This is a genomic window from Nocardioides sp. JCM 18998, assembly GCF_055391535.1.
Genome location: NZ_AP043886.1, coordinates 200,711 through 226,346 on the forward strand (window position 1 = coordinate 200,711; position 25,636 = coordinate 226,346).

At 71.6% G+C, this 25,636-nt stretch carries 25 protein-coding genes; 7 read left to right on the forward strand and 18 right to left on the reverse strand.

Going from position 1 to position 25,636, the window contains the following annotated elements; genetic code table 11:
- Positions 1-20: 20 nt before the first annotated feature.
- The 7 genes from ACZ5L9_RS00965 to ACZ5L9_RS00995 all read right to left on the reverse strand — a co-directional run bounded on the left by ACZ5L9_RS00965 (position 21) and on the right by ACZ5L9_RS00995 (position 6,811).
- Positions 21-2,237, reverse strand: coding sequence for a [protein-PII] uridylyltransferase (locus ACZ5L9_RS00965; RefSeq protein ID WP_464532529.1), 2,217 nt, complete (start codon positions 2,235-2,237; stop codon positions 21-23).
- A gap of 13 nt (positions 2,238-2,250) precedes the next feature.
- Positions 2,251-2,589, reverse strand: a complete 339-nt coding sequence (locus tag ACZ5L9_RS00970) for a P-II family nitrogen regulator (RefSeq protein WP_464532532.1) — start codon at positions 2,587-2,589, stop codon at positions 2,251-2,253.
- A 67-nt stretch (positions 2,590-2,656) separates the two neighbouring features.
- A complete protein-coding gene (locus ACZ5L9_RS00975; protein WP_464532535.1) occupies positions 2,657-3,925 on the reverse strand; it encodes an ammonium transporter in 1,269 nt (422 codons plus the stop codon).
- Between the two features lie 193 nt (positions 3,926-4,118).
- On the reverse strand, positions 4,119-5,276 hold the full coding sequence (ftsY, locus tag ACZ5L9_RS00980) for a signal recognition particle-docking protein FtsY (protein ID WP_464532538.1): 1,158 nt from the start codon (positions 5,274-5,276) through the stop codon (positions 4,119-4,121).
- Between the two features lie 34 nt (positions 5,277-5,310).
- Positions 5,311-5,502 carry a hypothetical protein gene (locus ACZ5L9_RS00985; RefSeq protein ID WP_464532541.1) on the reverse strand — a complete coding sequence of 64 codons (192 nt, stop codon included), beginning with the start codon at positions 5,500-5,502 and terminating at the stop codon, positions 5,311-5,313.
- A 71-nt stretch (positions 5,503-5,573) separates the two neighbouring features.
- Positions 5,574-6,035 carry an acyl-CoA thioesterase gene (locus tag ACZ5L9_RS00990; RefSeq protein WP_464532543.1) on the reverse strand — a complete coding sequence of 154 codons (462 nt, stop codon included), beginning with the start codon at positions 6,033-6,035 and terminating at the stop codon, positions 5,574-5,576.
- Positions 6,032-6,811 (reverse strand): helix-turn-helix transcriptional regulator, encoded by a 780-nt coding sequence (locus ACZ5L9_RS00995; RefSeq protein ID WP_464532547.1) that lies wholly within the window; start codon positions 6,809-6,811, stop codon positions 6,032-6,034. Before ACZ5L9_RS00995 ends, ACZ5L9_RS00990 begins: the two co-directional genes overlap by 4 nt.
- Positions 6,812-6,865: 54 nt before the next feature.
- Here ACZ5L9_RS00995 and ACZ5L9_RS01000 point away from each other — a divergent pair, with 54 nt between their 5' ends.
- Positions 6,866-8,065, forward strand: coding sequence for an MFS transporter (locus ACZ5L9_RS01000; protein ID WP_464532550.1), 1,200 nt, complete (start codon positions 6,866-6,868; stop codon positions 8,063-8,065).
- Here ACZ5L9_RS01000 and smc read toward each other — a convergent pair.
- On the reverse strand, positions 8,062-11,634 hold the full coding sequence (gene smc / locus ACZ5L9_RS01005; RefSeq protein ID WP_464532554.1) for a chromosome segregation protein SMC: 3,573 nt from the start codon (positions 11,632-11,634) through the stop codon (positions 8,062-8,064). The two genes, ACZ5L9_RS01000 and smc, sit on opposite strands and share 4 nt — an antisense overlap.
- Positions 11,635-11,756: 122 nt before the next feature.
- On the opposite strand from smc, the gene ACZ5L9_RS01010 reads away from it, so the two are divergent.
- The gene (locus tag ACZ5L9_RS01010; protein WP_464532557.1) at positions 11,757-13,196 is read left to right on the forward strand and encodes a DHA2 family efflux MFS transporter permease subunit; all 1,440 of its coding nucleotides are present in this window, start codon (positions 11,757-11,759) and stop codon (positions 13,194-13,196) included.
- 66 nt (positions 13,197-13,262) lie between these two features.
- Here ACZ5L9_RS01010 and ACZ5L9_RS01015 read toward each other — a convergent pair whose 3' ends face one another.
- Positions 13,263-13,460 (reverse strand): hypothetical protein, encoded by a 198-nt coding sequence (locus tag ACZ5L9_RS01015; protein WP_464532559.1) that lies wholly within the window; start codon positions 13,458-13,460, stop codon positions 13,263-13,265.
- Positions 13,461-13,638: 178 nt separating this feature from the next.
- Between ACZ5L9_RS01015 and ACZ5L9_RS01020 the strand changes: the two genes are divergently transcribed.
- Positions 13,639-14,637 carry a hypothetical protein gene (locus tag ACZ5L9_RS01020; protein ID WP_464532561.1) on the forward strand — a complete coding sequence of 333 codons (999 nt, stop codon included), beginning with the start codon at positions 13,639-13,641 and terminating at the stop codon, positions 14,635-14,637.
- Between the two features lie 46 nt (positions 14,638-14,683).
- On the opposite strand, the gene mutM is transcribed toward ACZ5L9_RS01020, so the two are convergent.
- The 8 genes from mutM to ACZ5L9_RS01060 form a co-directional block, all read right to left on the reverse strand.
- On the reverse strand, positions 14,684-15,550 hold the full coding sequence (gene mutM / locus ACZ5L9_RS01025) for a bifunctional DNA-formamidopyrimidine glycosylase/DNA-(apurinic or apyrimidinic site) lyase (RefSeq protein ID WP_464532563.1): 867 nt from the start codon (positions 15,548-15,550) through the stop codon (positions 14,684-14,686).
- Positions 15,551-15,574: 24 nt separating this feature from the next.
- Entirely contained in the window at positions 15,575-16,327 is a 753-nt protein-coding gene (gene rnc / locus ACZ5L9_RS01030; RefSeq protein ID WP_464532566.1) for a ribonuclease III, read from the reverse strand.
- Positions 16,282-16,467: a 50S ribosomal protein L32 gene (gene rpmF / locus ACZ5L9_RS01035; protein ID WP_464532569.1), complete on the reverse strand. Its 186-nt coding sequence runs from the start codon at positions 16,465-16,467 to the stop codon at positions 16,282-16,284. The genes rnc and rpmF overlap by 46 nt, the downstream gene beginning before the upstream one ends.
- Positions 16,468-16,572: 105 nt before the next feature.
- On the reverse strand, positions 16,573-17,121 hold the full coding sequence (locus ACZ5L9_RS01040; RefSeq protein ID WP_464532571.1) for a YceD family protein: 549 nt from the start codon (positions 17,119-17,121) through the stop codon (positions 16,573-16,575).
- A 21-nt stretch (positions 17,122-17,142) separates the two neighbouring features.
- A complete protein-coding gene (gene coaD, locus ACZ5L9_RS01045) occupies positions 17,143-17,634 on the reverse strand; it encodes a pantetheine-phosphate adenylyltransferase (RefSeq protein ID WP_464532573.1) in 492 nt (163 codons plus the stop codon).
- A gap of 22 nt (positions 17,635-17,656) precedes the next feature.
- A complete protein-coding gene (gene rsmD, locus ACZ5L9_RS01050) occupies positions 17,657-18,229 on the reverse strand; it encodes a 16S rRNA (guanine(966)-N(2))-methyltransferase RsmD (protein WP_464532575.1) in 573 nt (190 codons plus the stop codon).
- A complete protein-coding gene (locus tag ACZ5L9_RS01055) occupies positions 18,226-20,466 on the reverse strand; it encodes an ATP-dependent DNA helicase RecG (RefSeq protein WP_464532577.1) in 2,241 nt (746 codons plus the stop codon). The genes rsmD and ACZ5L9_RS01055 overlap by 4 nt, the downstream gene beginning before the upstream one ends.
- On the reverse strand, positions 20,463-22,124 hold the full coding sequence (locus ACZ5L9_RS01060) for a DAK2 domain-containing protein (RefSeq protein ID WP_464532579.1): 1,662 nt from the start codon (positions 22,122-22,124) through the stop codon (positions 20,463-20,465). Before ACZ5L9_RS01060 ends, ACZ5L9_RS01055 begins: the two co-directional genes overlap by 4 nt.
- A 193-nt stretch (positions 22,125-22,317) precedes the next feature.
- On the opposite strand from ACZ5L9_RS01060, the gene rpmB reads away from it, so the two are divergent.
- Complete coding sequence (gene rpmB / locus ACZ5L9_RS01065; RefSeq protein ID WP_028645381.1) at positions 22,318-22,503, forward strand: 50S ribosomal protein L28; 186 nt, start codon at positions 22,318-22,320, stop codon at positions 22,501-22,503.
- Positions 22,504-22,592: 89 nt separating this feature from the next.
- Positions 22,593-23,309, forward strand: coding sequence for an RDD family protein (locus ACZ5L9_RS01070; protein WP_464532581.1), 717 nt, complete (start codon positions 22,593-22,595; stop codon positions 23,307-23,309).
- A gap of 10 nt (positions 23,310-23,319) precedes the next feature.
- Here ACZ5L9_RS01070 and ACZ5L9_RS01075 read toward each other — a convergent pair whose 3' ends face one another.
- Positions 23,320-24,300, reverse strand: a complete 981-nt coding sequence (locus tag ACZ5L9_RS01075; protein WP_464532584.1) for a thiamine-phosphate kinase — start codon at positions 24,298-24,300, stop codon at positions 23,320-23,322.
- Between the two features lie 88 nt (positions 24,301-24,388).
- On the opposite strand from ACZ5L9_RS01075, the gene ACZ5L9_RS01080 reads away from it, so the two are divergent.
- Positions 24,389-24,625 carry an Lrp/AsnC ligand binding domain-containing protein gene (locus ACZ5L9_RS01080; RefSeq protein ID WP_464532588.1) on the forward strand — a complete coding sequence of 79 codons (237 nt, stop codon included), beginning with the start codon at positions 24,389-24,391 and terminating at the stop codon, positions 24,623-24,625.
- Between the two features lie 30 nt (positions 24,626-24,655).
- On the forward strand, positions 24,656-25,597 hold the full coding sequence (locus ACZ5L9_RS01085) for a D-alanine--D-alanine ligase family protein (protein ID WP_464532591.1): 942 nt from the start codon (positions 24,656-24,658) through the stop codon (positions 25,595-25,597).
- Positions 25,598-25,636: the final 39 nt, after the last annotated feature.

Genomic DNA, 25,636 nt, shown 5'->3' on the forward strand with positions numbered 1-25,636 from the left:
AGCCTAACGGGCGCAGACCACTACTCCCCCGCCAGCGCCGCCCTGACCGCTCCCGCGGCGCTCGCGGCACGCTCGTCGCCGAGCGCTCCGGCCGAGGCCTCCTGCAGGTAGAAGACGTCGACGGCCTGGGGTCCGAGGGTGTCGACGTGGGCACTGCGCACGGTGATCCCGAGCCGGGCCAGCGTCGCCGTGACGAGGTAGACGACGCCGGGCCGGTCGTCGGTGCGGACCTCGAGCACGGTGGCGTGGGTGCCCGCCTCCGGACGCAGCTCGACGACCGGCGCGAGGCCTCGGGAGGCGGCGGCCCTGAGCCGGGTGGACGGGTCGAGCCGCCCCTCGCTCACCGCGGTGAACCGCTCGCGCAGCACCTTCGGGTCCAGGGCGGGCTCGGCGACCTCCCAGACGGTCACGCCGTACGGCTCCTGGGGCCACACCCGTGCCGAGCGGACAGCGATCCGCTGGAGCCCGAACGTCGCAGCCATGTCGGCGAGCAGGCCGACCCGGTCGGGCGCGACCACCGTGACCCGCGAGCCGTCCGGCAGCGGGTCGACGACGATCGAGACGCCGCCGCGGCGGGCCTCCTCGGGGATGGGGACCGGATCGAAGCGATCCGCCGGCTGGGTGCCGCCCCCGCTCGCGAGCCGTTGCTGCGCCCGGCGAGCCAGGTCGTGCACCTGCCGTGCTCGCCACGACGTCCACGCCTTGGGGCTGGTCGCCTTGGCGTCGGCCTCGGTGAGCGCTGTCAGCAGGCTGAGGGTCTCCGCGTCGGGGATGTGCTCGAGGATCACATCGACGGTGGCAGGATCCTCCGGATCCCGCGTGGTCGCGGTGGTGACCAGCAGCAGGTGCCACCGGACGAGCGTGGCGACCAGCTCGACGCCGCGGGCGTCGAAGCCCATCCGCTCGGCGATCGCGCGGGCGACGGGCTCGCCGGCGACGGAGTGCTCGACCAGGGAGCCCTTGCCGATGTCGTGCAGCAGCGCGCTGACCAGCAGGACGTCGGGGCGGGCGACGGAGCGGATCAGGGCGGCGGCCTCGATGCACGTCTCGACGGAGTGCCGGTCGACGGTGAAGCGGTGGATGACGGAGGCGTGCGGCAGCAGGCGGACCTTCTCCCACTCCGGCAGGATCCGGCGGAGCGCGCCGGTCTCGTCCAGGGTCTCCCACACATCGAGGAGTCCGTCACCCGCTGCGAGCAGGCGCACGAAGAGCTGGCGCGCCTCCTCCGGCCACGGCGCCGGCAGCGCGGCGACGTCGCGGGCGAGTCGGGCTGCGGTCGCCGGCGAGAGCACCACGTCGTGCTCGGCCGCATGGGCCGCCGCGCGCAGCAGGATCATCGGGTCGCGATCGGGCCGCGCCGTACGGTCCAGGACGACCTCGTTGGAGGCGAGCGCCACGCCCGGGGCGAGCGCGGTGAGCTGCGGGGTCCGGGGCGAGGCGACGCGGCGGCGGGTGAGATAGGCGTCGACCCGTCTCCAGGAGAGGTTCGAGAGGTGGGTGATGCGGCGGCCGATCTCGCGGACGAAGCGCTGCGCCTCGGCGGCGTCGTCGAGCTCGAGCCGGTCGGCCAGGTCGTCCCACATCTCCGGCACGATCCGGTCGCTGGCGCGCCCCGAGATCTCCTGCACGATGTCGCGGATGTCGAGCAGCTGCTTGCGGCAGCGCTCGAGGTCGGCCTGCGACACGTCGACCATCCAGGTGGCGACGACGGCGTTGAGCACGGTGGCGTCGCGCAGGCCGCCGGCCATCTCCTTGAGGTCGGGGACGCTCGCGTGGGCCAGCTCGCCGAGCAGCTCGTGTCGCTTCTGCGTCAGCTCGCGCAGCGCGGGCAGCCCGGCGACGGCGTGCTTGCGCCAGTGCGCCAGCATCGTGGTCCGCAGCTGCAGGGTGAGGTTGGCGTCACCGGCGAGGTGACGCAGGTCGAGCAGGCCGAGCGCGACGCGGATGTCGCCCTCAGCGGTGGCCAGCATCTCCGGGACGGAGCGCACGGCGTGGTCGATCTTGGCGCCCTGGTCCCACAGCGGGTACCAGATCGCGGAGGCGGTCTCGCCGAGATCGACGTCGGCCTCGTGGACGAGCACGACGTCCCAGTCGGAGTACGGCGCCAGCTCGCGCCGGCCGTAGCCGCCGACCGCGATCAGCGCCGCACCCGTCTCGGGACCGCCCGCAGCGGCGTACGCCTTCGCGCAGATCTCGTCTGCCTCCGCCGTACGCCGGCTGCGGTCGGTGTCCGTCATGCTGTGACCAGACTCAGATCGCGGCGTCGTCGCGCTCGCCGGTGCGGACCCGCAGGACCGTCTCCAGCGGCGAGACCCAGATCTTGCCGTCGCCGATCCGCTCGGTGCGGGCGGCCCGCTCGATCGCGGTGATGACGCCCTCGACCTCCTCCTCCGAGATCGCGATCTCGAGACGGATCTTCGGGACCAGCGCGACGTCGTACTCTGCGCCGCGGTAGACCTCGGTGTGGCCCTTCTGGCGGCCGTAGCCGCTGACCTCGGACACGGTCATGCCGGTGACGCCGATCGCCTCCAGGGCGACGCGAACGTCCTCCCACTTGTGCGGCTTGATGACTGCGGTGACGAGCTTCATTTCTCTCCTCCGACGAGTGGGTGCATCCCATGATGCCCGGATGGACTGACAGGTGCGCTGGCGAGGGTCACGCGAGCAGGCCCTTGGCCTGGGCGAGGTCGTACGCGGACTCACCGTGCTGGTCGGCGTCGATGCCGTCGACCTCGGCCTCCTCCGAGACCCGCCAGCCGATCGTGTGCTTGATCGCCAGGGCGAGGATCGCGGTCAGGACACCGGTCCACACCAGGGTGAAGACGGCCGCGATGAGCTGGTGGCCCAGCGAGCTGAGGCCGCCGCCGTAGAAGAGGCCGTCGATGCCGCCCGGCGCCGACGAGGTCGACAGGAAGCCGATCGCGAGGGTGCCGACGAGGCCGCCGACGAGGTGGACGCCGACGACATCGAGCGAGTCGTCGAGACCGAGCTTGAACTTCAGGCCGACGGCGAGAGCGCACAGGGCACCGGCCAGGATGCCGACGATGATCGCACCGGTCAGGCTGACGGCACCGCAGGCCGGGGTGATCGCGACCAGGCCGGCCACGATGCCGGAGGCTGCACCGAGCGAGGTCGCCTTGCCGTGGGTGATGCGCTCCACCAGCAGCCAGGCCAGCATGGCCGAGGCGGTGGCGACGGTGGTGTTGAGGAAGGTGACGCCGGTCTCGCTCATGAACTGGGCGACGTTCTGCTTCTCGGTGTTGCCCGCAGCGAAGACGATCGAGCCGACGTTGAAGCCGTACCAGCCGAACCAGAGCAGCCCGGCGCCGATCATGGTGAGGGTCAGGTTGTGCGGGCGACCGGTCTCACGCGGCCAGCCGATGCGCTTGCCGATGACGAGGGCGAGGACGCCGCCGGCGATACCGGCGTTGATGTGGACGACCGTGCCGCCGGCATAGTCCTGGGCGATCCAGTGGCTCGAGAGCCAGCCCCCACCCCACACGTTGTGGGCGATCGGGAAGTAGCACAGCGTCAGCCAGATCGGGACGAAGACGACCCAGGCGGAGAGCTTGACGCGGTCGGCGACCGCGCCGCTGATCAGCGCGACGGTGATCGCGGCGAACGTCAGCTGGAACAGGACACCGATGAAGCTGCTCGAGGAGACCCCGTCAAGGCCCCACATGTGGAACGGGTTGGCGATCAGCTTGCCGTTGCCGTTGCCGACCCCGTCACCACCCCATCCCTCCGACCAGCCCCACAGGACGAACACGAGCGTCGCGATACCGAACGAGACGAACGACATCATCATCATGTTGAGGACCGACTTCGACCGCGTCATACCGCCGTAGAACAGCGCCAGCGCGGGAACGGTCATCACCAGGACAAGGGCCGTCGCCACCAACATGAAGGCGTAGTAGCCGTCCATTGGACCTCCAGGGACTCACAGCATGGGTGCAGGGGTACGGTGCCGCGACCACGCTGTCGCGGCACCGCCCTGCTGAACTGGAGTAACCATGGGGCCGTCAGATTTCGACGTCGAGCGTCGGATGTTGCGGGCATGTAACAGGTCTTTCCCGCCTGTTACGACTGCGCCCTCCGCTGCGCGGGCTGACTCGCGCTCAGCCGAGCAGGGCGTCGACGAACGCCTCGGGGCTGAACGGCGCGAGGTCGTCCGGGCCCTCACCCAGGCCGACCAGCTTCACCGGCACGCCGAGCTCACGCTGGACCTGGACCACGATGCCGCCCTTGGCCGAGCCGTCGAGCTTGGTCAGCACGATGCCGGTCACGTCGACGGCCTCGCTGAAGACGCGGGCCTGGATCAGGCCGTTCTGGCCGGTGGTCGCGTCGAGGACGAGCAGCACCTCGGTGGTCTTCGCAACCTTCTCCACGACCCGCTTGACCTTGCCGAGCTCGTCCATGAGGCCCTGCTTGTTCTGCAGGCGGCCGGCGGTGTCGACGATGACCGTGTCAGCGCCGCTGTCGGCACCCGACTTGACCGCGTCGAACGCCACGCTGGCCGGGTCGCTGCCCTCGGGGCCACGAACGACCTCGACGCCGACCCGCTCGCCCCACGTGCCGAGCTGCTCGGCGGCCGCGGCGCGGAAGGTGTCGGCGGCACCGAGCACGACCTTGCGGTCCTCGGCGACCAGGATGCGGGCGATCTTGCCGACCGAGGTGGTCTTGCCGGCGCCGTTGACGCCGACGACCAGGACGACGCCCGGGTTGCCGTCGGCGCCGCTGACCTGCAGGCGGCGATCCATCGACGGGTCGACCAGCTTGACGAGCTCCTCGCGCAGGACCGTACGGGCGTCGCTGCTGCCCTCGACCCGCAGGCGGGTGCGCAGGCTCTCGACCAGCTCCTGGGTCGGGCCGACGCCGATGTCGGAGGTGAGCAGGACGTCCTCGATGCCCTCCCAGGTGTCCTCGTCGAGCTGGTCGCGCGAGATCAGCGCGAGCAGGCCGCGGCCGAGCGCGTTGGTGGAGCCGGCGAGGCGCTGACGCAGCCGCACCAGGCGGGAGCCCGGGGCCTCCGGGCGCTCGAGCGTCGGCGCGGCCGGAGCCTCGACCGGCGCCTCCGGCTCCTCGACCGGGGCCTCGCCCTCCACCTCGGGCCCCGTGGTGCGCTGGGGCGGTGCCGGGGTCGGCGCTGACGGGGCGGACGGCGGCGGGGTCGTGCGTCCGCGGCGGCGGCTGAGACCGACGAGCGCGGCGGTGACGCCGATGAGGACGAACGCGGCGAGCGCGATCGCGATGACGATGATGAGCCAGTCAGCCATGGCTCCATCCAATCAGAGGGGCGAGGTCACGCCCTCAACGACGCAGGGACCAGTCCCGGCTCTCCTCGGCCTCCAGCGTCGGCATCGCGTCGGCCGCCTTCTCCATCGCCTCCCCGACCCAGGGGGCGTACGGCGTCTTCTGTCCGCGGCCCGGGTAGGCGGCGTACACGACGACCGCTCCGGCGAGCAGCAGGATCACGATCATGGCAATGGTGATGGTGAGCATGGGGCGAGTCCCTCCCGAGAGTGTTCCCTTCCGCGCCCACCCTGCCATGGGACCGTCCCAGGCCGGGGATCTCAGCGCAGGAGTCGGGAGACAGCGACGCGGATCACATCGGGGATGGGCGCGACGCTCCGGGCCGCGGCACCCTCCCGATCGTGCTCGGCGTCGACGTACACGTGGACGAACCGGCCCTCGGCGGCGGCCTCGTCGCTGTCGCCCTGGAAGAGCCCGATCCGGTAGATGATCGAGGAGGTGCCGACCTTGTCGACGACCAGCCCCGCCTCGACCGGCTCCGGGAACCCGATCTCGCGCAGGTAGCGGCACGACGTCTCGGCGACGACGCCGATCTGAGGCAGGAACCGCACGTTGGTACCGGTCGCCTCGAAGAGGTAGGCGTTCACCGCGGTGTCGAAGTACTCGTAGTAGGTCGCGTTGTTGAGGTGCCCGTACGCGTCGTCGTCGCGCCAGCGTGTCGTGATGGTCCGCCAGTGGACGTAGTCGGCGCGGGTCGGCACGGAACGGTTCGGCTCGGTCACCTGTGGATCATCGCAGCCGTGTCCGCAGACCCGGCGGCGGCCCGGTAGCGGCCGGGCGTGGTGCCCATCGTCCGCACGAACGTGTCCACGAACGCGCTCGTGCTGGCCCAACCGCATCGGTGCGCCGTCTGGGTGACGGAGAGCCCGCCGGCGAGCAGCACCATCGCCTGCAGCACCCGCCGTCGCGTACGCCACTGCGGATAGGTCATCCCGAACTCGGCCTGGAACAGCCGCGAGAGCGTCCGCTCGCTGGCACCCACCGTGCGTGCGACCGAGGCGAGCGTCAGGGGCACGCTGAGATCGGCCTCCACCAGCCGGCACGCCGAGGCCAGCCGGGTGTCGTCCGGGGTCGGCAGGCTGACCGGCTGCACGGACGCGTGGACGAGCCGGTCCAGGATGACGCCGAAGACGCGATCGGACTCGGGTCCGGGGGCCGATCCGTCCGTGTAGGCGATCAGCAGCTCGCGCAGCAGTGGGTCGACCGAGACCACGACCGGTGAGTCGATCGGGAGCGGCACGCTCGCGGTCACCGGGAAGCCCACCGTGTGGAACAGGCTGTGACCGTGGAACCGGTGTTCGTGCCACACCTGGGCCGGCACCCAGAGCGCGCGGTCGCGCGAGGCGACCCAGGAGCCGTGCGAGGTGGCGATCGCGATCACGCCGGCGCTCACGTAGATCAGCTGGTGCTCGTCGTGCCGATGCCGCTCCACGACCGCGCCCGGTGCCTTGCCCTCGGTCTGGGTGGGCGCCGTCGGAAGGTGGCTGATCTCCGACATAGTCCGACAGATTATCGGAAGTAAGCCACGCCGCGCGTCGCCAGGGTGAGACCCGTGACCGATGCATTGATCGACGCGACCCCCACTTCGACGGCGACCCGGCCGTGGCGCCGGATGCGGCTGTGGGCGGGCGCCCACGCCGTGGACGACTTCTACCAGGGGCTGGTGCCGGCGGCCGTGCCCTACTTCGTCCTGGAACGACACTTCAGCTACGTCCAGGCATCGGGGCTCGCCCTCGCCGCCACCCTCGGCAGCGCCCTGCCCCAGCTGGTCGTCGGGGTGATCGCCGATCGTCACCGCGTCGCCTGGATGGCGCCGCTCGGCGTGGGCCTGGCGGGACTCGGCGCGGGCCTGTCCGGACTGGCGCCGTCGTACCCCCTGGTCTTCCTGCTGCTACTCCTGTCCGGAGTCGGCGTCGCGCTCTTCCACCCGCCCGCCGGACGGGACGCGCGGCGGGCGGCCGGCGCCAGCGCCGCGGCGATGAGCTACTTCGCCGCCGGCGGCAGCGTGGGCTTCTTCGTCGCACCGGCCCTGGTCACACCCGCGCTCGATGCGCTCGGTCTGCGGGGGACGGCCGTCTTCATCCCGCCGGCGGTACTGATGGCCTTCGTGCTGCTGCGCCGACGCGGCGAGGCGCACCACCCGCATGCCGGCGTCGCACGGCACGCCGGCACCGACCGGGTGGGGCTCTTCGCCGTGCTCACCACCGTCGAGGTCGTCCGGTCGACGATCTCCTTCGGGCTCAACACCTTCGTCTCCCTCTATTGGATCCGCCATCTCGGCGCCACCGCCACGTGGGGCGGTGTCGCGCTCACCCTGATGCTGCTCGGTGGGGTGGCCGGGACGATCGCGGGCGGCCGCATCGCCGATCGGTTCGGCATGGTGCGCACCGTGCAGGCCGGCAACGCCGCGCTGCTGCCGGCGCTGTGGCTGCTTCTCTCGTGCGATCACCAGCACGTCGCGCTGGCGATCGTGGCGCTGACCGGATTCGTCACCAACATCCCGTTCGCGGTCCTGGTGAAGCTCGGCCAGGACTACCTGCCGTCCCGACCGGGGACCGCGGCGGGTGTCACGCTCGGTCTCGCCGTCAGCGCGGGTGGCCTGCTCATGCCGCTGCTCGGCCTGGTCGCCGACGCGCACGGTCCTCGCGGCGCGATGGAGGTGCTGGCCGTCATCCCGCTGGTCGCGATCGCCGTCTCGACGCTGCTGCGCGAGCCGGTGCCCGCTGCACCCGACGACGGAGCCCGCCGCTAGGCCGACTCGGGCTCTCGCAGCCGCTGCGAGATGACCGTGGAGACGCCGTCGCCGCGCATGGTGACGCCGTAGAGGGCGTCGCCGACCTCCATCGTCCGCTTCTGATGGGTGATCACCAGGAGCTGGGAGTGGGCGCGGAGCTCCTCGTAGATCTCCAGCAGCCGGCCGAGGTTGGTGTCGTCGAGCGCCGCCTCGACCTCGTCGAGGATGTAGAACGGCGACGGGCGGGCCTTGAACAGCGAGACCAGGAAGGCGACGGCGACCAGGGATCGCTCGCCGCCGGAGAGCAGCGAGAGTCGCTTGACCTTCTTGCCGGCCGGACGCGCCTCGACCTCGATGCCGGTGGTCAGCATGTCGGCGGGGTCGGTCAGGATGAGCCGGCCCTCGCCGCCGGGGAAGAGCCGCGCGAAGACGTGGTCGAACGCCACCCGTACGTCCTCCCATGCCTCCGTGAAGACCTGCTCGACCCGGGCGTCGACCTCCTTGACGATGTCGAGCAGGTCCTTGCGGGTGGAGCGCAGGTCCTCGAGCTGCTCGGTGAGGAACTTGTGCCGCTCCTCCATCGCGCTGAACTCCTCGAGCGCCAGCGGGTTGACCCGGCCGAGCTGGTTGAGCGCGCGCTCGGCGGCCCGGAGCCGCTTCGTCTGCTCATCGCGGTCGTACGGGATGGCCTCGACCGGCGACCCGTCGTCGGTGCCGTCGTCGATCGGCGGCTGCGGGACGAGGGTGTGCGGGCCGTACTCGTCGATCAGGGCCTCGGGCTCGGTGCCGAGCTCCTCGATCGCCTTCTCCTCGAGCTGCTCGATCCGCATCCGCTGCTGGGCGCGGGCCATCTCGTCGCGGTGGACCGAGCTGACCAGCTCCTCGAGCTCCTTGGCGCGGTCGCGCAGGGAGGCGCGTACGGAGACCAGCTGCTCCTCGCGCCCGCGGCGGGCGAGCTCGATCTCGCTGCGGGCCGCGGCGGCCTGCTCGATCGAGACCTCGAGCCGGGTCAGGACGTGCTCGACGGCCGTGCTGACGGCCTGGGCGGCCTGGGCCTCGCGGGCGATCCGCTCGCGGCGTGCGGCGGCCTTCTTCCGGGCCTCGCGCTCCTGCTGGGCGGCGCGGCGCAGGCCGTCGGCCCGCCCATGCAGGGCACGGGAGCGCTCCTCGGCGGTGCGCAACGAGAGCCGCGCCTCCATCTCCGCGTTGCGGGCCGATCGCGCCGTCTCGGCGAGCCGCTCGCGGAGCTCGGTGTCGGGCTCCTCCTCGGGAGCCTCCTCCGCGCGGGCGAGCCGCTCCTCGAGCTCGGCGAGACCGGCCACGGCCTGCTCGCGGGCCTCCTGGGCCTTCGCGATGGCTGCGGTGAGGCGATCCGCCTCGCCACGGGCGGCGCGAGCGTGGGCTCCGTGCTGACCGAGCTCCTCGGCGACGGCGGCGAGGGTGGCGTCGGACTCGTGCAAGCGCGCGAGGGCCACGTCGACGCGCTTCTGCGCCTCCAACCGCTCGGCCTCGAGCGTGGAGGTCTCGAAGGTGGTCCGCTCGGAGGTGGCGATCGCCGCGGCGAGCTGCTCGGCGGCCTCGTCGACGGCTGCCTGGATCTCGATCAGGCTGGGCGCGCTGCTCGAGCCGCCGAACGCGTGGAGGGCCCCGAGCAGGTCGCCGTCGCGGGTGACGGCGGTGACCTCGGGGTGGCCCTCGACGACCGTACGGGCAGCGGCGAGGTCGTCGACCACGACGACCGTCGCGAGCAGGCGCTCGATGGCGGGCTGCAGCGCGGCCGGACACTCCACGACGTCGATCGCCGGGGTGCCGGCTCCGGGCGTGGACGCCTTCGCGTGGCCGGCCGGAGCGCTTCCGAGGCTGTGCCCGATCAGCAGGCGAGCCCGACCCAGGTCGTCCGTGCGCAGGTGGGCGATGGCGGCGACGGCACCCGCCGCGTCCGCGACCGCAACGGCGTCGGCGGCGCTGCCGAGGGCGGCCGCGATCGCCGTCTCGTACCCCTGCTTCACGGCGAGTAGCGCTGCGACGGAGCCGAGGACGCCGGCCAGGGAGCCTTCGGCGGCAGCGCCGAGCAGCGCGCCGGCGCCGTCCTTGCGGTTGAGGCCGAGCTCGAGCGCCTCCTTGCGAGCGGCGAGGGCGGAGCGGTCCCGGTCGGAGGCCGCCGACTCCTCACGGACCGCGGTGAGCCGCTCCTCGATCTCCTCCAGGGCGCCGGCGGCCTCCTCGTACTCGGCGTCGAGGGACTCCTCCCCCGCGTCCAGTCCGGCCACCTTGGTCTCGAGGGTGGTGAAGTCGGTCTGGGCGCGGTCGGCGCGGACGATCGCCTCGTCGCGGGCCTGGGTGAGCCGGCCGACCTCGTCGTCGGCGGCCGCGGCACGTGACGTGAGCGCGCTGACCTGGCCGGCGAGACGGGCGACGCCCTCGCGGCGGTCGGCGGCGGCGCGCTGCAGACCGGCGACGCGTCGATCCTCCTCGGCGGCGGCGTCCTCGGCCGCCTTGCGCGCGGTGACCGCCTCCTCGAGGGCGGTGCGCTGCTGCTCGACCTCGGCGTCGATGGCACGCTCCTGCTCCGCAGCGCGCTCCGCCTCGGCCTCGAGCTGCTCGGGGTCGCGGCCGCTGCGGACCTCGACCTCGCTGCTGGAGGTGGCGTTGCGGAGCCGCTCGGCGGCCAGGGACTGGGTGCCGCGGAAGCGTTCGCGCAGGCCCGAGAGCGCGAACCACGTCTCCTGGGCCTCGGTCAGTGCGGGCAGGTCCTCGCGCAGCGCCGCCTCGAGGGTGGCCTCGTGCTCCCGGCCGGCGGCGACTAGCCGCTCGACCTCCTCGCGACGGGCGAGCAGGGCCGACTCGTCAGCCATCTCCTGCTCCAGCGTGGTGCGCGCCGTGACGAGGTCGTCGGCGAGCAGGCGCGCCCGAGCGTCACGTACGTCCGCCTGGACGGTGGCGGCCCGCCGGGCGACCTCCGCCTGGCGGCCGAGCGGTTTGAGCTGGCGGCGGATCTCGACCAGGAGGTCGTTGAGGCGGGTGAGGTTGCCCTCGGTGGAGTCGAGCTTGCGCAGCGCCTTCTCCTTGCGCTTGCGGTGCTTGAGGACGCCGGCGGCCTCCTCGATGAAGCCGCGCCGGTCCTCGGGGGTGGCGTGCAGGATCGAGTCGAGCTGGCCCTGGCCGACGATGACGTGCATCTCGCGGCCGATGCCGGAGTCGGAGAGCAGCTCCTGGACGTCGAGGAGGCGGCAGGTCTGGCCGTTGATGGCGTACTCCGAACCGCCGGAGCGGAACATCGTGCGCGAGATCGTCACCTCGGCGTAGTCGATCGGCAGGGCACCGTCGCTGTTGTCGATGGTCAGCAGCACCTCGGCCCGGCCGAGCGGCGCACGGCCGGAGGTGCCGGCGAAGATGACGTCGTCCATCTTTCCGCCGCGCAGGCTCTTGGCGCTGGCCTCGCCCATCACCCAGGCGAGAGCGTCGACGACGTTGGACTTGCCGGAGCCGTTGGGGCCGACGATGCAGGTGATGCCGGGCTCGAGCTGGAGCGTCGTGGCGGACGCGAAGGACTTGAACCCCTTGAGGGTCAGGCTCTTCAGGTACAACGCAGGCTCCCGGTGTCCGTGTAGGAAAACTCGGCTGATCTTGTCAGAGGGTCCTGACAGGATGGTCGATGCGGGGAAGCTCGGCGCCCCAACACTAACCCGTACGAAAGGTCTTCCCGCTCATGTCGTCCGCCCAGGCCCCTGTCGAGATCGCTCGGCCCCCCGGCTATGCAGCCCGCTGGTTCGTGATGGCGGTCGTGATCATCGCCGACGTCATGGACCTGGTGGACAGCACCGTGGCTCAGCTCGCCGGGCCCTCGATCGAACGGGACATCGGCGGCTCCGAGACGACCCTGCAGTGGATCCTCGCGGCCTACACGCTGACCTTCGCGGTCGGCCTCATCACGTCCGCGAGGCTGGGCGACATCGTCGGTCGCCGGCAGATGTTCATCGTCGGCATGGGCGGCTTCACCGTCGCCTCGCTGGCGTGCGGCCTGGCCCCGACCGCGACCACGCTCATCATCGCCCGGGTCATCCAGGGCCTCTTCGGCGCCACCATGATCCCCCAGGGCTTCGCCCTGGTGAAGCAGTCGTTCCCCGAGGACGAGCTGCAGAAGGCGTTCATCCCGTTCGGCCCGATCATGGGTCTGTCCGCGGTGCTCGGTCCGATCCTCGGCGGCTTCCTCATCGATGCGAACATCTGGGGCAGCGGCTGGCGCGCGATCTTCCTGATCAACGTCCCGATCGGGCTGGTGGGCACCTTCATCGCCTACCGACGGCTCCCGGACATGCCGCGCACACCCGGTGTACGGCTCGACCCGGTCGGCTCGCTGCTCATCTCGGTGGCCGCCGGCGGCCTCATCTACGCGCTCGTCGAGGGCCGCGACCTCGGCTGGCCCGGGTGGCTCTACGGCGTGATGGTCGCCGCCGGGATCGTGCTCGTCCTCTTCATCTGGAACGAGCGACGCAGCGACCACCCGATCATCGAGCCGTCGCTCTTCAGCCACCGCGGCTACGTCGCCGGCCTGATCTTCCTCGGCACGTTCTTCCTCTCGATGGTCGGCGTCGGGCTGATCCTGAGCCTGTTCATGCAGCTCGGGCTCGGCTACTCCGCGCAGCACGCGGCGATCGCACAGACCCCCTACGCGCTCGGCATGGCGGTCGGCGCCGGCCTCTCCGGAGCGCTGCTCGGCCCCAAGCTCGGGCGGCACGTCCTCCACATCGGCCTGGCGATCACGATGGTCGCTATGGCGTGGTTCGCAGCGATCGCCGGCGGCCTGGAGCACGGCGCCAGCGCCTGGCACCTGTCGCTGCCCTTCCTGATCACCGGCTTCGGCAGCGGCCTGATCTTCGCGCCGCTCTTCGACATCGTGCTGTCGGACCTGGGCGATCACGAGGTCGGATCCGGCTCGGGGCTGCTCAACGCCGTGCAGCAGTTCGCCGGCGCGCTCGGCGTCGCGGTGCTCGGCACGCTCTTCTTCCACTGGCTGCCCGAGCACGGCTTCGGCATCTCCACCCGCTGGGTCGTCTGGGTGACGATCGGGTGCTACGCGGCGGCGTTCTGCTCGGCGTTCCTGCTGCCGATGCGGGCGAAGGTGCGTGAGGACGCGGCGATCCACTGACGCCAAGAGCCGCCCCGACCAGTGGTCGGGGCGGCTCTGTGGGTGGGACTCGGTGATGTCGCCGCGTCAGGCGGGCTGCATCTCCTGCATCTCAGACTCGAGCAGGTCGGCATGCGCCTGCGCCAGCGAGTCGTTCTCGGTCTTGAGGGTGAGGACGAGCTGCTCGAGCTCCTGCACGCGCGCACGCAGCCGAGCGTTCTCGGCAGTGAGGTGGTGCGGCGTCCGCAGGTCGCTGTGCATGTAGCCGATCAGCGCCTTGGCCATAGAAGAGGTTCCTTCGTCGGATCGCGAGGGCCCGGGCGGGCCGTCTACCAGAGTCGCACCGATCCCGGGCAGCGTCAATCCACGGGACACGCACCCGGCCCTCAGGGTGTCCTCACAGGCACGCGGTGGAGAGTCGCTGCCCTCATCGCCTCGGCCGCACGCACCTCAGGAGGACCCTATGCGCAGCCTGTCCCGTGGACTCGTCTCCGCGCTCGCAGCGGTCACGATCGTCGGCTCCGCTCTCGTCGGCCTCGGCACGTCGGCCGCGCATGCCGGCCCGGCAACGCGGGCCGGCTCGACGCCTTCGCTGAGCAATGTCCGGGTGCCGGCCTCATGCGGGCACCCCGCCACGAGGCTCAACGGCTACGTGAAGAACTACCCCCGGTCGAACGGTCACACGACGCTCGACGTCGACCAGGCGGTCACCGGTCAGCTCGGACGCCACCACGACGGCCCGCTGACACTCGTGCCGCTCAGCTGCAGCGCGCACGGCAAGGCCTGGCCCGACCTCGTACTCGCGTACGAGGGCCGCCGGCTCTTCGACACCATCCGGCTGCGCACGCTCATCGACGGGCAGGCCCACGCCGAGGTGTCCGACCTGTCGCTCGCCGACCGCCGGGCCCACCTGACGGTGACGACCTCGAACGCCAATGGCTCCATGCGGACCGTCTACCACGCCGCGATGGGTGCCGGCTTGAGCCGCGGCGTGAACTTCTCCCTCGGCCAGCCGCTGACGATCGATGCAGCCCCGACGGACATGAGCCCGGGCTCGGGCTCGGCGCCGTCCATCACCGGCAGGAACCAGAGCAACAGGTTCAAGCCTGCCCCCGACGGGCTGCGCGCCTTCCTCCAGCAGCAGAAGAACTCGAGCCCGCACGTCGTGTACGTCAGGCTCGAGCGGTACAGCTCCCACGACGGCGGCTATGCCCTCGTCGACTGGAACCCGGGAGATGAGGAGGAGAGCGTTGCCGCCAAGGTGAGGGGCGAATGGCGCTGGATCGCGACGTACTACGACCGCGGCGACGTGAGCTATGCCTGCTACGACGGCGAGACCGACTCAGGCGCCTGGAACGAGCTGGACGACACGACCCGGCCCGCCTGGATCGCGCTCGGGCTCGCCTGCAAGACCCACGGAGCATGGGCAACGCTGAGCACCTGGCCCGACAGCGGACTCTGACCGACCGTCCCAGCGGCGGGTCCGCCGGCCCTACGGTGCGCGACGCTCACGAGCGCTTGCGCGGAGCCGGCTGGCAGACCGGGCAGAAGTACGACGAGCGGTTCATGAACGCGACGCGTCGGATCGGGGTGCCGCAGCGCCGGCAGGGCTGGTCCTCGCGGCCGTACGCGTTGAGCGAGCGGTCGAAGTAGCCCGACTGGCCGTTGACGTTGACGTAGAGCGCGTCGAAGGAGGTGCCCCCCTGGGCCAGCGCGTCGGTCATCACGTCGGTGACGTGGCCGACCAGCTCGAGCACCTGGGCGCGGGTGAGCCGGTTGCCGGGCCGCTCGCCGTGCAGCCGGGCGCGCCACAGCGCCTCGTCGGCGTAGATGTTCCCGACGCCGCTGATCACGGTCTGGGTGAGAAGCAGGCGCTTGATGCCGCTGCCCGAGCGGCGTACCCGCGCCACGAACTCATCCGGGGAGAAGGCCGCCTCGAGCGGGTCGGGCGCGATGTGGGCGATCTCTGCGGGGACGTCCGCTCCCCCGGGGCTGAGTGAGAGTCCGCCGAACATCCGCTGGTCGACGAAGCGCAGCTCGGTCGCGACAGGCTCGGTCTCCGAGGCCGTCAGGCCGAAGCGGACGCGCAGATGACGCTCGTCGAGGGCGCCGACGGGCTGAACGAGCATCTGGCCGCTCATCCCGAGGTGCGCCATCAGCGCATCGCCCGAGTCGAGCGGCAGCCACAGGTACTTGCCGCGGCGGCGGGCTCCGGTGAGCAGGCGCCCCGCGAGCACCGATGCGAAGTCGTCGGGACCCGGCACATGACGCCGTACGGGACGCGGATGCAGGACTTCCACCGAGGCGATCCGCGAACCCACGACGTGCTGCTCGAGGCCGGCGCGTACGACCTCGACCTCAGGCAGCTCAGGCAACGGAGCGCTCAGGCACGAGGGGCGTCACTCGGCCGGGACGGCGGTGAGCTCGAGGTAGGCGGTCTCCGCGGCGGCCTGCTCGGCCTCCTTCTTGGAGCGGCCCACGCCGTTGCCGTAGAGCTTGTCCCCGACCCTGACCTTCGCGGTGAAGGTCTTCATGTGGTCGGGGCCCTCGGCGGTGATGACGTAGTCCGGGACACCGAGCGAGAGCTCGGCGGTGATCTCCTGGAGCGACGTCTTCCAGTCCAGCCCCGCCCCGAGCGCCGAGGCGTCCTCGATGAGCGGGTCGAACAGCAGGTGCACGACCTGCGCCGAGACCTCGATGCCACCACTGAGGTGGATGGCGCCGATCACGGCCTCGACGGTGTCGGAGACGATCGAGGCCTTGTCGCGACCACCGGTCGCCTCCTCGCCGCGTCCGAGCTTGATGTGCTGACCAAGACCGATGCCGCGGCCGACGACCGCGAGTGCGCGGGCGTTGACCACGGCGGCCCGCAGCTTCGCCAGCCGACCCTCGGAGAGGTCGGGGTGCTTGCGGTAGAGCGTCTCGGTCACCACCACACCGAGCACGGAGTCCCCGAGGAACTCCAGGCGCTCGTTGGTGGGAAGACCGCCGTTCTCGTACGCGAAGGAGCGGTGCGTCAGGGCACGCTCCAGCAGCTCGGGGTCCAGGATCGGATCCCCGAGCGCTGCTCGGAGCTCGGCGTAGTTGGTCAGGAGACCGGGGTAGGTCAGAGGACCTGGCGACGGTCGGTACGGGCGCCGTACTGGCCGCACTCACCGCACGCACGGTGCTGCAGGACCTTGGCACCGCAGGCGGGGTTCGCGCAGGTCGCCAGGTTGACCGCGACGGCCTTCCAGGCCGACCGACGGTGACGGGTGTTGCTGCGCGACATCTTCCGCTTCGGAACAGCCACTGTTCTCTCCTCTAAAAAAGTCCAACGCCCTTTCGGGCAACCCGGGAAGTCTAACGGGATCGCGTTCAGGGCTCCAATCGGCCCGAACCCCCACCCAGGGGACGATCAGTCCTGATCGCCCTGAAGACCCTGGAGGCTAGCCCACCTCGGGTCGATCGCCGCTTCGTGGGTGTGACCCGGGTCCTCCTTGAGGGAGGCGCCGCACTCCTGGCACAGGCCGGGGCAGTCGTCGGAGCACAGCGGCTGGAACGGGATCTCGAGCACGATCGCGTTGCGGATCGCCGTCTCGAGGTCGATGTGCTCCTCGACGACGACGCTCAGGTCGTCGTCCTCGTCGTCCTCGCCCTTCTCCGGGGCGTCGTAGAGGTAGAGCTCCTGGAAGCCGGCCTCGACCTCGTCCTCGATCGGGTCGAGGCAGCGCACGCACTCGCCCTTGAGATCGGCGAAGACGGTGCCCGTCGCCAGGACGCCGTCGACGACCGCCTCGAGGCGTACGTCCACGTCCACCTCGTCACCCTCGGGGACGGCGAAGACGTCGATGCCGAGCTCCGGCGGCGCCGGGACGGTCAGCTCGTACTCCCGCTGCGTGCCGGCGCGGCGGCCGAGGTCGCGGGTGTCGAGGACGAAGGGGCCACGGAGGTCGATGCTGCTCACGCGGCCCACTTTAGGTCGCCCTCAACGCGAGGCGTGCTTCTCCGCGTGCTTCTGGGCGAGCGCGGCCACCACGTAGGGGGGAACGAAGGCCGACACGTCCCCACCGAAGGCGGAGACCTCCTTGATCAGGCTCGAGGAGACGAAGACGTTCGTGGTGGCGCCGGGCAGGAAGACCGTCTCGACGCCGGTGAGGTGGACGTTCATCTGCGCCATCGGCAGCTCGTACTCGTAGTCCGTCGCCCCGCGGATGCCCTTGACGATCGCGACCGCGTCGATGTCACGACAGAAGTCCACGATCAGGCCGGTGAACCCCTCGACCCGCACGTTCGGCAGGTCGGCGGTCGCCTCGCGCAGCATCGCGAGCCGCTCCTCGGGCGCGAAGAGCCGGCTCTTGGAGATGTTGGTGCCGGTGGCGACGACGACCTCGTCGAAGAGGCGCGAGGCACGGCGGAAGATGTCGATGTGACCGTTGGTCACCGGGTCGAACGAGCCCGGGCAGACGGCACGGCGCATGCTCGGCACCTCCACTCTCGCGTCAGGAGCTGGTGTTTGCTGCGTGACCGTACCAAAGCGTCGTCTCGCCGTACTTCTTGCTCCGGACGTCCTCGAAGACCGCCGGCCAGCCCGGCTCGGGGCTGCGGGACCCGCGCTCCACCACCACCAGCGCGCCGGGCACCAGCCACTCGTTGTCGGCCAGCGCCACGAGGTCGGCGCCGAGCGCCTCCTCGGAGAGCGGGTAGGGCGGGTCGAGGAAGACGATGTCGTACGGGGCCATCGGCGGCTTGGCCAGCGCGGTGGCGACCGCCGTGGCGACGACGTTGGCGCGCGGGAAGCCGACGGTGGTCGCGTTGGCCGAGATCAGGGCCGCGGTCTTCTTGTCCTGCTCGACCATCGTGACGATGCCGGCGCCGCGCGACCAGGCCTCGAGCCCGACGGCGCCGCTGCCCGCGTAGAGGTCGAGGAAGCGCAGCCCCTGCAGGGATCCGCACCACGACTCGATCGCCGAGAAGAGCGCCTCGCGCACCCGGTCGCTCGTGGGCCGGGTCTGGGCACCACGTGGGGTGCTGAGGCGTCGTCCGCCCGCGGTACCCCCGATGATCCGCGTCACGACTTCTCCATGTACTCGGCTTGGATGCTGTTCTCGATGTCACGCACCACGCCCGCGAGGCGCGGCGCGTGGTGCAGGTCCACATCTTCGTCCAAGAGCTCCTCCGCCGCTGCACGGGCCTCCACGATCGTCTCCTCGTCGCGCAGGACGCGCAGGTTGCGCAGGCTCGATCGGCCGCCCGACTGGTTGGCGCCGAGGACGTCGCCCTCGCGGCGCAGCTCGAGGTCGACCTGGGAGAGCGCGAAGCCGTCGGTGGTGCTCGCGACCGCGTCGAGGCGCTCCCGCGCCGGCGTCCCGAGCTCGGCATGGGAGACCAGCAGGCACAGGCCCGGGAGTCCGCCGCGGCCGACCCGGCCGCGCAGCTGATGGAGCTGGGAGACGCCGAAGCGATCGGCGTCGACGATCACCATCGCGGTCGCGTTGGCCACGTCGACGCCGACCTCGATGACGGTCGTGGACACCAGGACGTCGATCTCGCCGGCGGCGAAGGCGCGCATCGTGCGGTCCTTCTCCTCGGGCGCGAGACGACCGTGGAGGACGGCCACCTGGAGCCCGTGCAGCGGCCCCGCGGTGAGCACCTCCGCCAGCTCGGTGACCGAGGCCAGCGGGCGCGGCGGCGGCTTGATCGGGTTGCCGTCCTCGTCGAGATCGACGACGTCGACCTCGCCCTGCTCGGCGTCGTCGCCGCTGATCCGGGGCGCGACGACGTACGCCTGGTGGCCCTTGGCGACCTCCTCGCGGACCCGCTCCCAGACCCGGTCGATCCACTGCGGGCGCTCGGCCAGTGGCACGAGCGAGGTCTGGATCGGGGCACGGCCGGCGGGCAGCTCGGTGAGGGTGGAGACCTCGAGGTCACCGAAGACGGTCATCGCGACCGTGCGCGGGATGGGCGTCGCCGTCATCACCAGGACGTGCGGCGGGGTGCCGGCCTTGTCGGTCAGGGCGGCACGCTGCTCGACGCCGAAGCGGTGCTGCTCGTCGACGACCACCAGGCCGAGGTCGTCGAACATCACCGTGTCCTGGAGCAGGGCGTGGGTGCCGATCACGATGCCGGCCTCACCGATCGCGATCCGGCTGAGCGGCTCGGTGCGCTGGCTCTTGGTCATCGACCCGGTGAGCAGCTCGACGGTGGTGCCTCCGCCCAGCAGCCCTCCCCCGGCCAGCTCGCCGAGCATGGCGGAGATGGAGCGGTAGTGCTGCTGGGCGAGGACCTCGGTGGGGGCGAGCAGGGCCGCCTGGCCGCCGGAGTCGACCACCTTGAGCATCGCGCGCAGCGCCACGAGGGTCTTGCCGGAGCCGACCTCGCCCTGCAGCAGGCGGTTCATCGGGTGCGGCTGGGCGAGATCGCGCTCGATCTCCTCGCCGACCAGCTGCTGGCCACGGGTGAGGGTGAAGGGCAGGCTCGCGTCGAAGCGCTCCAGCAGATCGCTGCGCCCGCCCGTCCGCGCCTGGGCGCCCTGCGCCTGCAGCGCGCGCCGGCGCCGGCCGAGCACGAGCTGGAGGGTCACCGCCTCGGCGAACCGGAAGCGGCGCTGGGCCGCCTCGACCTCCTCGAAGCTCGCCGGCTGGTGGATCTGGTCGAAGGCCTCGCGCAGGTCGAGGACCTGGTAGGCCTGCTTCAGCGCGTCCGGGAGCGGGTCCTCGATGCCGGTGACCACCTCGCGGGCGAACCGGATCGCGCGCTGGAGATCCCACGAGAGCACGCCGGCGGTCAGCGGGTAGATCGGGAAGACGTCGGTCAGGGCCTCGATCGTCAGGGCGGCGTCGTCGGGGACGCCGGCGCCGTCGTCGTCGTGGACGTTGCCGAAGATGACCATCTGCGGGTTGGTCAGCTGCCAGCGGCCGTTGAACGAGCCGACCTTGCCGATGAAGACACCCCGGGTGCCGGGCCTGAGCCTGCGCTCGTTCCACTCCGCGGTGTGCTTGCGCTTGGCGAAGAACGTCATCGACAGCCGCGGGCCGTCGGTCTGCAGAAGCGTCTCGGTACGGAACGCCGGGCGCCCCGTCCGCCGATCGGTGTAGCTCGCCACCCGGGTGTCGACGATCTCGCCGAGGACCGTGAGCATCAGCCCGTCCTGCAGCTCGGCGACCGAGGTGAGGTTGGCGGTGTTGAGGTAGCGGCGCGGAAAATGGTGAAGGAGGTCGCCGACCGTGCGCAGCTTCAGGCCGCTGACGATCTTCTCCGCCTTCTTGTTGTCACCCAGGACCGCCTGGACGGGCGAGTCGAGGGTGATCACTCGACCGCCACCAGCAGCGGGTAGCGGGCCTGGCCGCCGTCGTAGGTGACGACGTCGATGAGGTGGTGGTTCTGCTCCACCCAGTCCTGGACGGCGCCGGCGAGGGCGCCGTCGGGGTCGTCGGCGCCCGAGACGAGGGTGACGAGCTCGCCACCGCCGCCGACCAGGCGGCGGAGCACGTCGATCGCGACCTCCTCGAGGGTGCCGCCGACACGGACGAACTCGCCGTCGATGATCCCGAGGGTGTCGCCCGGCTCGCAGGGCCCGGCGGTGGTCAGCGCCTGCTGCTCGGCGACGGTGACGCCGCCGTGGCGGGTGTGGCGCGCCGTCGCGGTCATCTCGAGGACGTCGCGGTCGAACGCGGCCGCCGGGTCGTGCACGGCCAGCGCGGCGACGCCCTGCACCTGCGCCACGGTCGGGATGACCGCCACCCGGATGCCGAGGTCGAGCTCGGTGGAGCGGGCCGCCGCCTCCGCATAGCGCTGGGTGCGCCCGTCGTTGGGGAGCACGATCACCTCGGCCGCGCCGGTCTCGGCGAGGGCTGCGACCAGGTCGGCAGTGGTGGGGCGCGCGTCCAGCGCGACAGCTCCGGCATCGGTGAAGAGCTCGGTGAGGCCGGGGCCGCCGGCGACGGCGACGACCGCCCGGCCCGTACGGGCGGCGGATGCTCCTGCGTGGGACGCCTGGCCCTGCTCGAGGCCGTGCCGGGCGATCTGCTCGGCGATCTGCCGGCTCCGCTGCTCGGCGAAGTGCGTGACCTTCACCCGGTGGGGGCGCCCGGCGACGATGCCGGCCTCGATCGCGGCGCCGACGTCGTCGACGTGGACGTGGACGTTCCACAGCCCGTCGCCTCCGACGACGACGAGGGAGTCGCCGAGCGGGCCGAGGCTGTCCTTGAGGACCGGGATCGCGGCGTCCTCGGCGTCGAGGAGGAACATCACCTCGTACGAGGGCCCGTCCTCGGTCAGGTCGGCCTGGTCGGCCTGCGGCGCGGCCTGCACCGGGATCGAGCGTGGTCGCAGCGCACCGAGCGGCTCCGGTCGGCGGCCGGTCAGGACCTGGTCGATCGTGTCGAAGAGGACGCTGATCCCGCGGCCGCCGGCGTCGACGACGCCGGCCGCGGCGAGCAGCGGCAGCTGGTGCGGGGTCTCCTCGAGCGCGGCGCGAGCGGAGCGCGCCGCGGTGGCGATGACGTCACGGGTCTTCGCCTCCGGCTGCTGGGCCTCGGCCCAGGCGGCCTCGGCGCCGACACGGCACACGGTGAGCATGGTGCCCTCGACCGGGGCGGCGACGGCCCGGTAGGCGGCCTCGCTGCCGATGCGCAGCGCATCGGCGAACACCAGGGCGTGCCGCTCGGAGGGATCCGCCGTGGTGAGGCGGCGCAGCGCGGCGCCCAGCATCTCGGAGAGGATCACGCCGGAGTTGCCGCGGGCTCCGAGGAGCGCCCCGCGCGCGTACGCGCCGAGCGCCTCGCGCGGGTCGTCGGTCTCGGTTGCGGCAAGCGCGTCTCGGGCGGCCGCGGCGGTCAGGTACAGGTTGGTGCCGGTGTCGGCGTCGGGGACCGGGTAGACGTTAAGCCCGTTGATCTCCTCGCGGTGCGCGCCCAGGGCATCGGCCACCAGGTGGGCGAAACGACGGATGACCGTCAGGTCCAGCATCGCCACCGTCCGTCTGCCTCCCGTCGCGCCGTATGATCGCAAGGTCCACAGAGTAATGGGGATTCCCTCGATTTCGGCCCGGGGCCGCGGATCGGCTACTCTCATTCGGTTGCCAGCGCCGGGTCAACGCCTCACAGCGTCGATCTGCCGGGTGACACCAGACCTAGTTCACACGATTTTTCAGGAGTTCACGGTGGCTGCCGTTTGCGACATCTGCGCCAAGAAGCCGGGCTTCGGCAACAACCGCCCGTGGTCCCGCAAGATCACGAAGCGCCGCTTCGACCCCAACATCCAGCGCGTGCGTGCCACGGTCAACGGCACGCCCAAGCGCCTCAACGTCTGCACCGGCTGCCTCAAGGCCGGCAAGGTCTCCCGCTGACCTGCTGACGTCATCTCGCGTCCGACGGGCGCGGGTCCACTTCGGTGGATCCGCGCCCGTCGCCGTTTCTCCTCGTTAAGGTCATCGCCGTGAGCGACGTTCCGGCCGGCTGGTTCCCGGACCCCTCCGGAGCCCCCGGCATGCTGCGCTACTGGGACGGCACCGCCTGGACGCACCACGTCCACCAGCAGGTCGCACCCGTACCGCGCCCCGCCGGTCCCACCACCCCCGACGGCGAGCCGCTCGCCGGCTGGTGGCACCGGGTCGGCGCGACCGTGATCGACAGCATCTTCGGCGCGATCGTGAGCCTGGTCGTCACGATCCCCGCACAGATCTCGATGCAGCGTGACCTCGACCGGCTCAACACCGAGTTCCAGCGCCGGCTCGACGTCGACGCTCCCGGCACCCTCTCCTGGTACTTCCACCACCTGCTGGACATCTACCGCGACCGGTTGTGGGTCTACCTCATCCCGGCCGTGATCCTGGTGGTGGCGCAGGCCGCGTTCCTGCGCTACCGCGGAGGGACGCCGGGCCAGCTCGTCACCGGCCTGCGCACTCGGCTGAGCGAGCGGCCGGGCCACCTGTCCTGGGGACGCGCACTCGCCCGCGGGGCGGCCTACCTCGGCGTACCGGTCCTCCTGGAGGTGCTCGGCCTCGCATCCGGTTCCTGGGCGGCGCTGATCCCGCTGCTGCTCGTGACGCTCGCCTGGCAGCTGCTCAACCCGCTGTGGGCGGCGTGGGACCCGCAGCGGCAGGCGCTGCACGACAAGCTGGTCGCCACCAACGTGGTCCGGGTGCGCCGCTGATCCCTCGGACTCAGAAGTGGGTCCAGCCGGTGGCGCCCTCGTACGGGCTGCCGTCGACGGTGACGCCCTCGCCCTCGGCGACGGCACCGACCGCCCGGAACCCCTCGGGCAGCGCCGTCCCGGCCGGGAAGGTCGCCAGGATGGCGTGATCGTCTCCGCCGCCGAGCACGAAGCTGATCGGGTCGACGCCGGTCGCGGCGGCGACGGCGTGCAGGGGCTCGGGGATCTCCAGCTGCGCGGTCCGTACGTCGATCGCGACGCCCGAGGCGTCGGCGAGGTGCGCGCACTCGGAGAGCAGTCCGTCAGAGACATCGATCATCGCCGTCGCCCCGGAGTCGGCCGCGGCCGGGCCGGCCCAGTAGGGCGGCTCGGGGTGGCGGTAGGCGTCGACCAGGGCGCGCGGCGAGCGGAACCCGCGACCGAGCACCGCCAGGCCGCCCGCGGCCCAGCCCTGGCGCCCGGCCAGGGCGACGACATCCCCGGGACGGGCGCCGCTGCGCAGGACCGGTGCCCGGGTGACGGCACCGATGACCGTGACAGCGATGACGATCTCGTCGGCACGCGTGATGTCGCCGCCGACGATCGAGGCACCGACCAGAGCGCACTCCTCGGCGAGGCCCCGGGCGAGATCCAGCGCCCACGCGGCGGGCAGGTCGGCGGGCGCGGCCAGGCCGACGGTCACGGAGTGGGCGGTGCCGCCCATGGCGTTGATGTCGGAGAGGTTCTGCGCGGCCGCGCGGCGGCCCACGTCGTAGCCGCCGGCCCAGTCGCGCCGGAAGTGGCGGCCCTCCACCATCAGATCGCTCGAGACGACCACGTGGCCCTGCTTGATCCGCAGCAGCGCGGCGTCGTCGCCGGGGCCGACCAGGACGTGCTCGCCCTGGGCGAAGTGGGCGACCAGCTGCGAGATCAGGCCGAACTCGCCGAGGTCCCCCAGAGTCTGTCCAGTCGTCTGTCCGGCCGTCCGTCCGGAGGTCCCCTCGGTGCTCATGGGTCCATCCAACCGTGTCGCCTGTCGGTGGGTCGGTATAGGTTGAACGGCGGACCGGCGCGGGGCCGGCTGACGGAAGGTGAGCACGATGCTTGTCCAGGCCTACATCCTCATCCAGACCGACGTCGGCAAGGCCGCGGACGTGGCGGCCGCGATCGCGCAGGTTCCCGGCGTCACGCAGGCCGACGACGTGACCGGCCCGTACGACGTGATCGTCCGCGCCGAGGCCAAGACCGTCGACGAGCTCGGCAAGATGGTCGTCGCCAAGATCCAGACGCTCGAGGGCATCACGCGCACGCTGACCTGCCCCGTCGTCAACATCTGATCCTCAACCCCTGATCTGGAGCTGTTACCCATGAGTGGTCTGGTCGCCGTCATCGCCGGTGGTCTCTCGCACGAGCGCGACGTGTCGCTGGCCTCGGGGCGCAACCTGGTGCGCGAGCTGCGCGCCGAGGGCGTCGACGTGGCCGCCTACGACTTCGACCGCAACCTGCTCAACCACCTCGAGCGCGACAAGGTCGCGGTCGCGGTGCCGGCGCTGCACGGGCAGTTCGGCGAGGACGGTGAGATCCAGACGCTGCTCGAGCTGATCGACATGCCGTACGTGGGCAGCCCGTCGCGCGCCTGCCGCGTCGCCTTCGACAAGGGCACCTCCCGCGAGCTGCTGCGCCGCGCCGGGATCCCCGTGCCGGACTCGGTCGGCCTCTCGGCCCAGACCTTCCGCGACATCGGCCCCACCGCGCTGATGGAGCACGTCCTCGACCGCCTCGGCGAGCGGGTCGTGGTCAAGCCCGCCCAGGGCGGCTCGGCCCTCGGCGTCAGCGGCGTCGACGGGCTCGGCGAGCTGCCCTCGGCCCTCGTCGGCACGTACGCCTATCACGACGACGCGCTGATCGAGCGGTTCTACAAGGGCGTCGACGTCTCGGTGGTCGTGCTGGAGAACGAGGACGGCCTGAGCGCGCTCGACCCGATCGCGATCGACTTCACCAAGGGCCACGAGTTCGACTTCGCGGCGCGCTACACCGCCGAGTTCGTCGGCCTCTCGGTGCCGAAGCTCTCCGGCGAGCTGCTCGAGGAGCTGCGCGACACGGCCCGTACGGCCCACGACGTGCTGGGCCTGCGCGACCTCTCGCGCTCCGACTTCATCGTCTCCCCCGACGGCTCGTTCGTGCTGCTCGAGACGGCGGTGACGCCGGGCTCCACCGAGACCTCGGTCTTCCCGTTCGCCTGCAACGCCGCCGGCACGTCGCTGGGAGCGGTCACCAAGGGGCTCGTCGAGCGCGCCCTCGCCCGTTGACTCGGGCCTCCGCCACCGTCGAGTGATGGCTTGGTCCGC

Coding starts and splice junctions, on each gene's coding strand:
- ACZ5L9_RS01010 (WP_464532557.1), top strand. CDS start 11,757: ATGTCGTCCGCCCAGGCCCCTGTCGAGATCGCTCGGCCCCCCGGCTAT.
- ACZ5L9_RS01060 (WP_464532579.1), bottom strand. CDS start 22,124: ATGCTGGACCTGACGGTCATCCGTCGTTTCGCCCACCTGGTGGCCGAT.
- ACZ5L9_RS00985 (WP_464532541.1), bottom strand. CDS start 5,502: ATGCTCACCATCACCATTGCCATGATCGTGATCCTGCTGCTCGCCGGA.
- ACZ5L9_RS01085 (WP_464532591.1), top strand. CDS start 24,656: ATGAGTGGTCTGGTCGCCGTCATCGCCGGTGGTCTCTCGCACGAGCGC.
- ACZ5L9_RS01015 (WP_464532559.1), bottom strand. CDS start 13,460: ATGGCCAAGGCGCTGATCGGCTACATGCACAGCGACCTGCGGACGCCG.
- ACZ5L9_RS01020 (WP_464532561.1), top strand. CDS start 13,639: ATGCGCAGCCTGTCCCGTGGACTCGTCTCCGCGCTCGCAGCGGTCACG.
- ACZ5L9_RS00965 (WP_464532529.1), bottom strand. CDS start 2,237: ATGACGGACACCGACCGCAGCCGGCGTACGGCGGAGGCAGACGAGATC.
- ACZ5L9_RS01075 (WP_464532584.1), bottom strand. CDS start 24,300: ATGAGCACCGAGGGGACCTCCGGACGGACGGCCGGACAGACGACTGGA.
- ACZ5L9_RS01080 (WP_464532588.1), top strand. CDS start 24,389: ATGCTTGTCCAGGCCTACATCCTCATCCAGACCGACGTCGGCAAGGCC.
- coaD (WP_464532573.1), bottom strand. CDS start 17,634: ATGCGCCGTGCCGTCTGCCCGGGCTCGTTCGACCCGGTGACCAACGGT.
- ftsY (WP_464532538.1), bottom strand. CDS start 5,276: ATGGCTGACTGGCTCATCATCGTCATCGCGATCGCGCTCGCCGCGTTC.
- ACZ5L9_RS00975 (WP_464532535.1), bottom strand. CDS start 3,925: ATGGACGGCTACTACGCCTTCATGTTGGTGGCGACGGCCCTTGTCCTG.
- ACZ5L9_RS00995 (WP_464532547.1), bottom strand. CDS start 6,811: ATGTCGGAGATCAGCCACCTTCCGACGGCGCCCACCCAGACCGAGGGC.
- ACZ5L9_RS00970 (WP_464532532.1), bottom strand. CDS start 2,589: ATGAAGCTCGTCACCGCAGTCATCAAGCCGCACAAGTGGGAGGACGTT.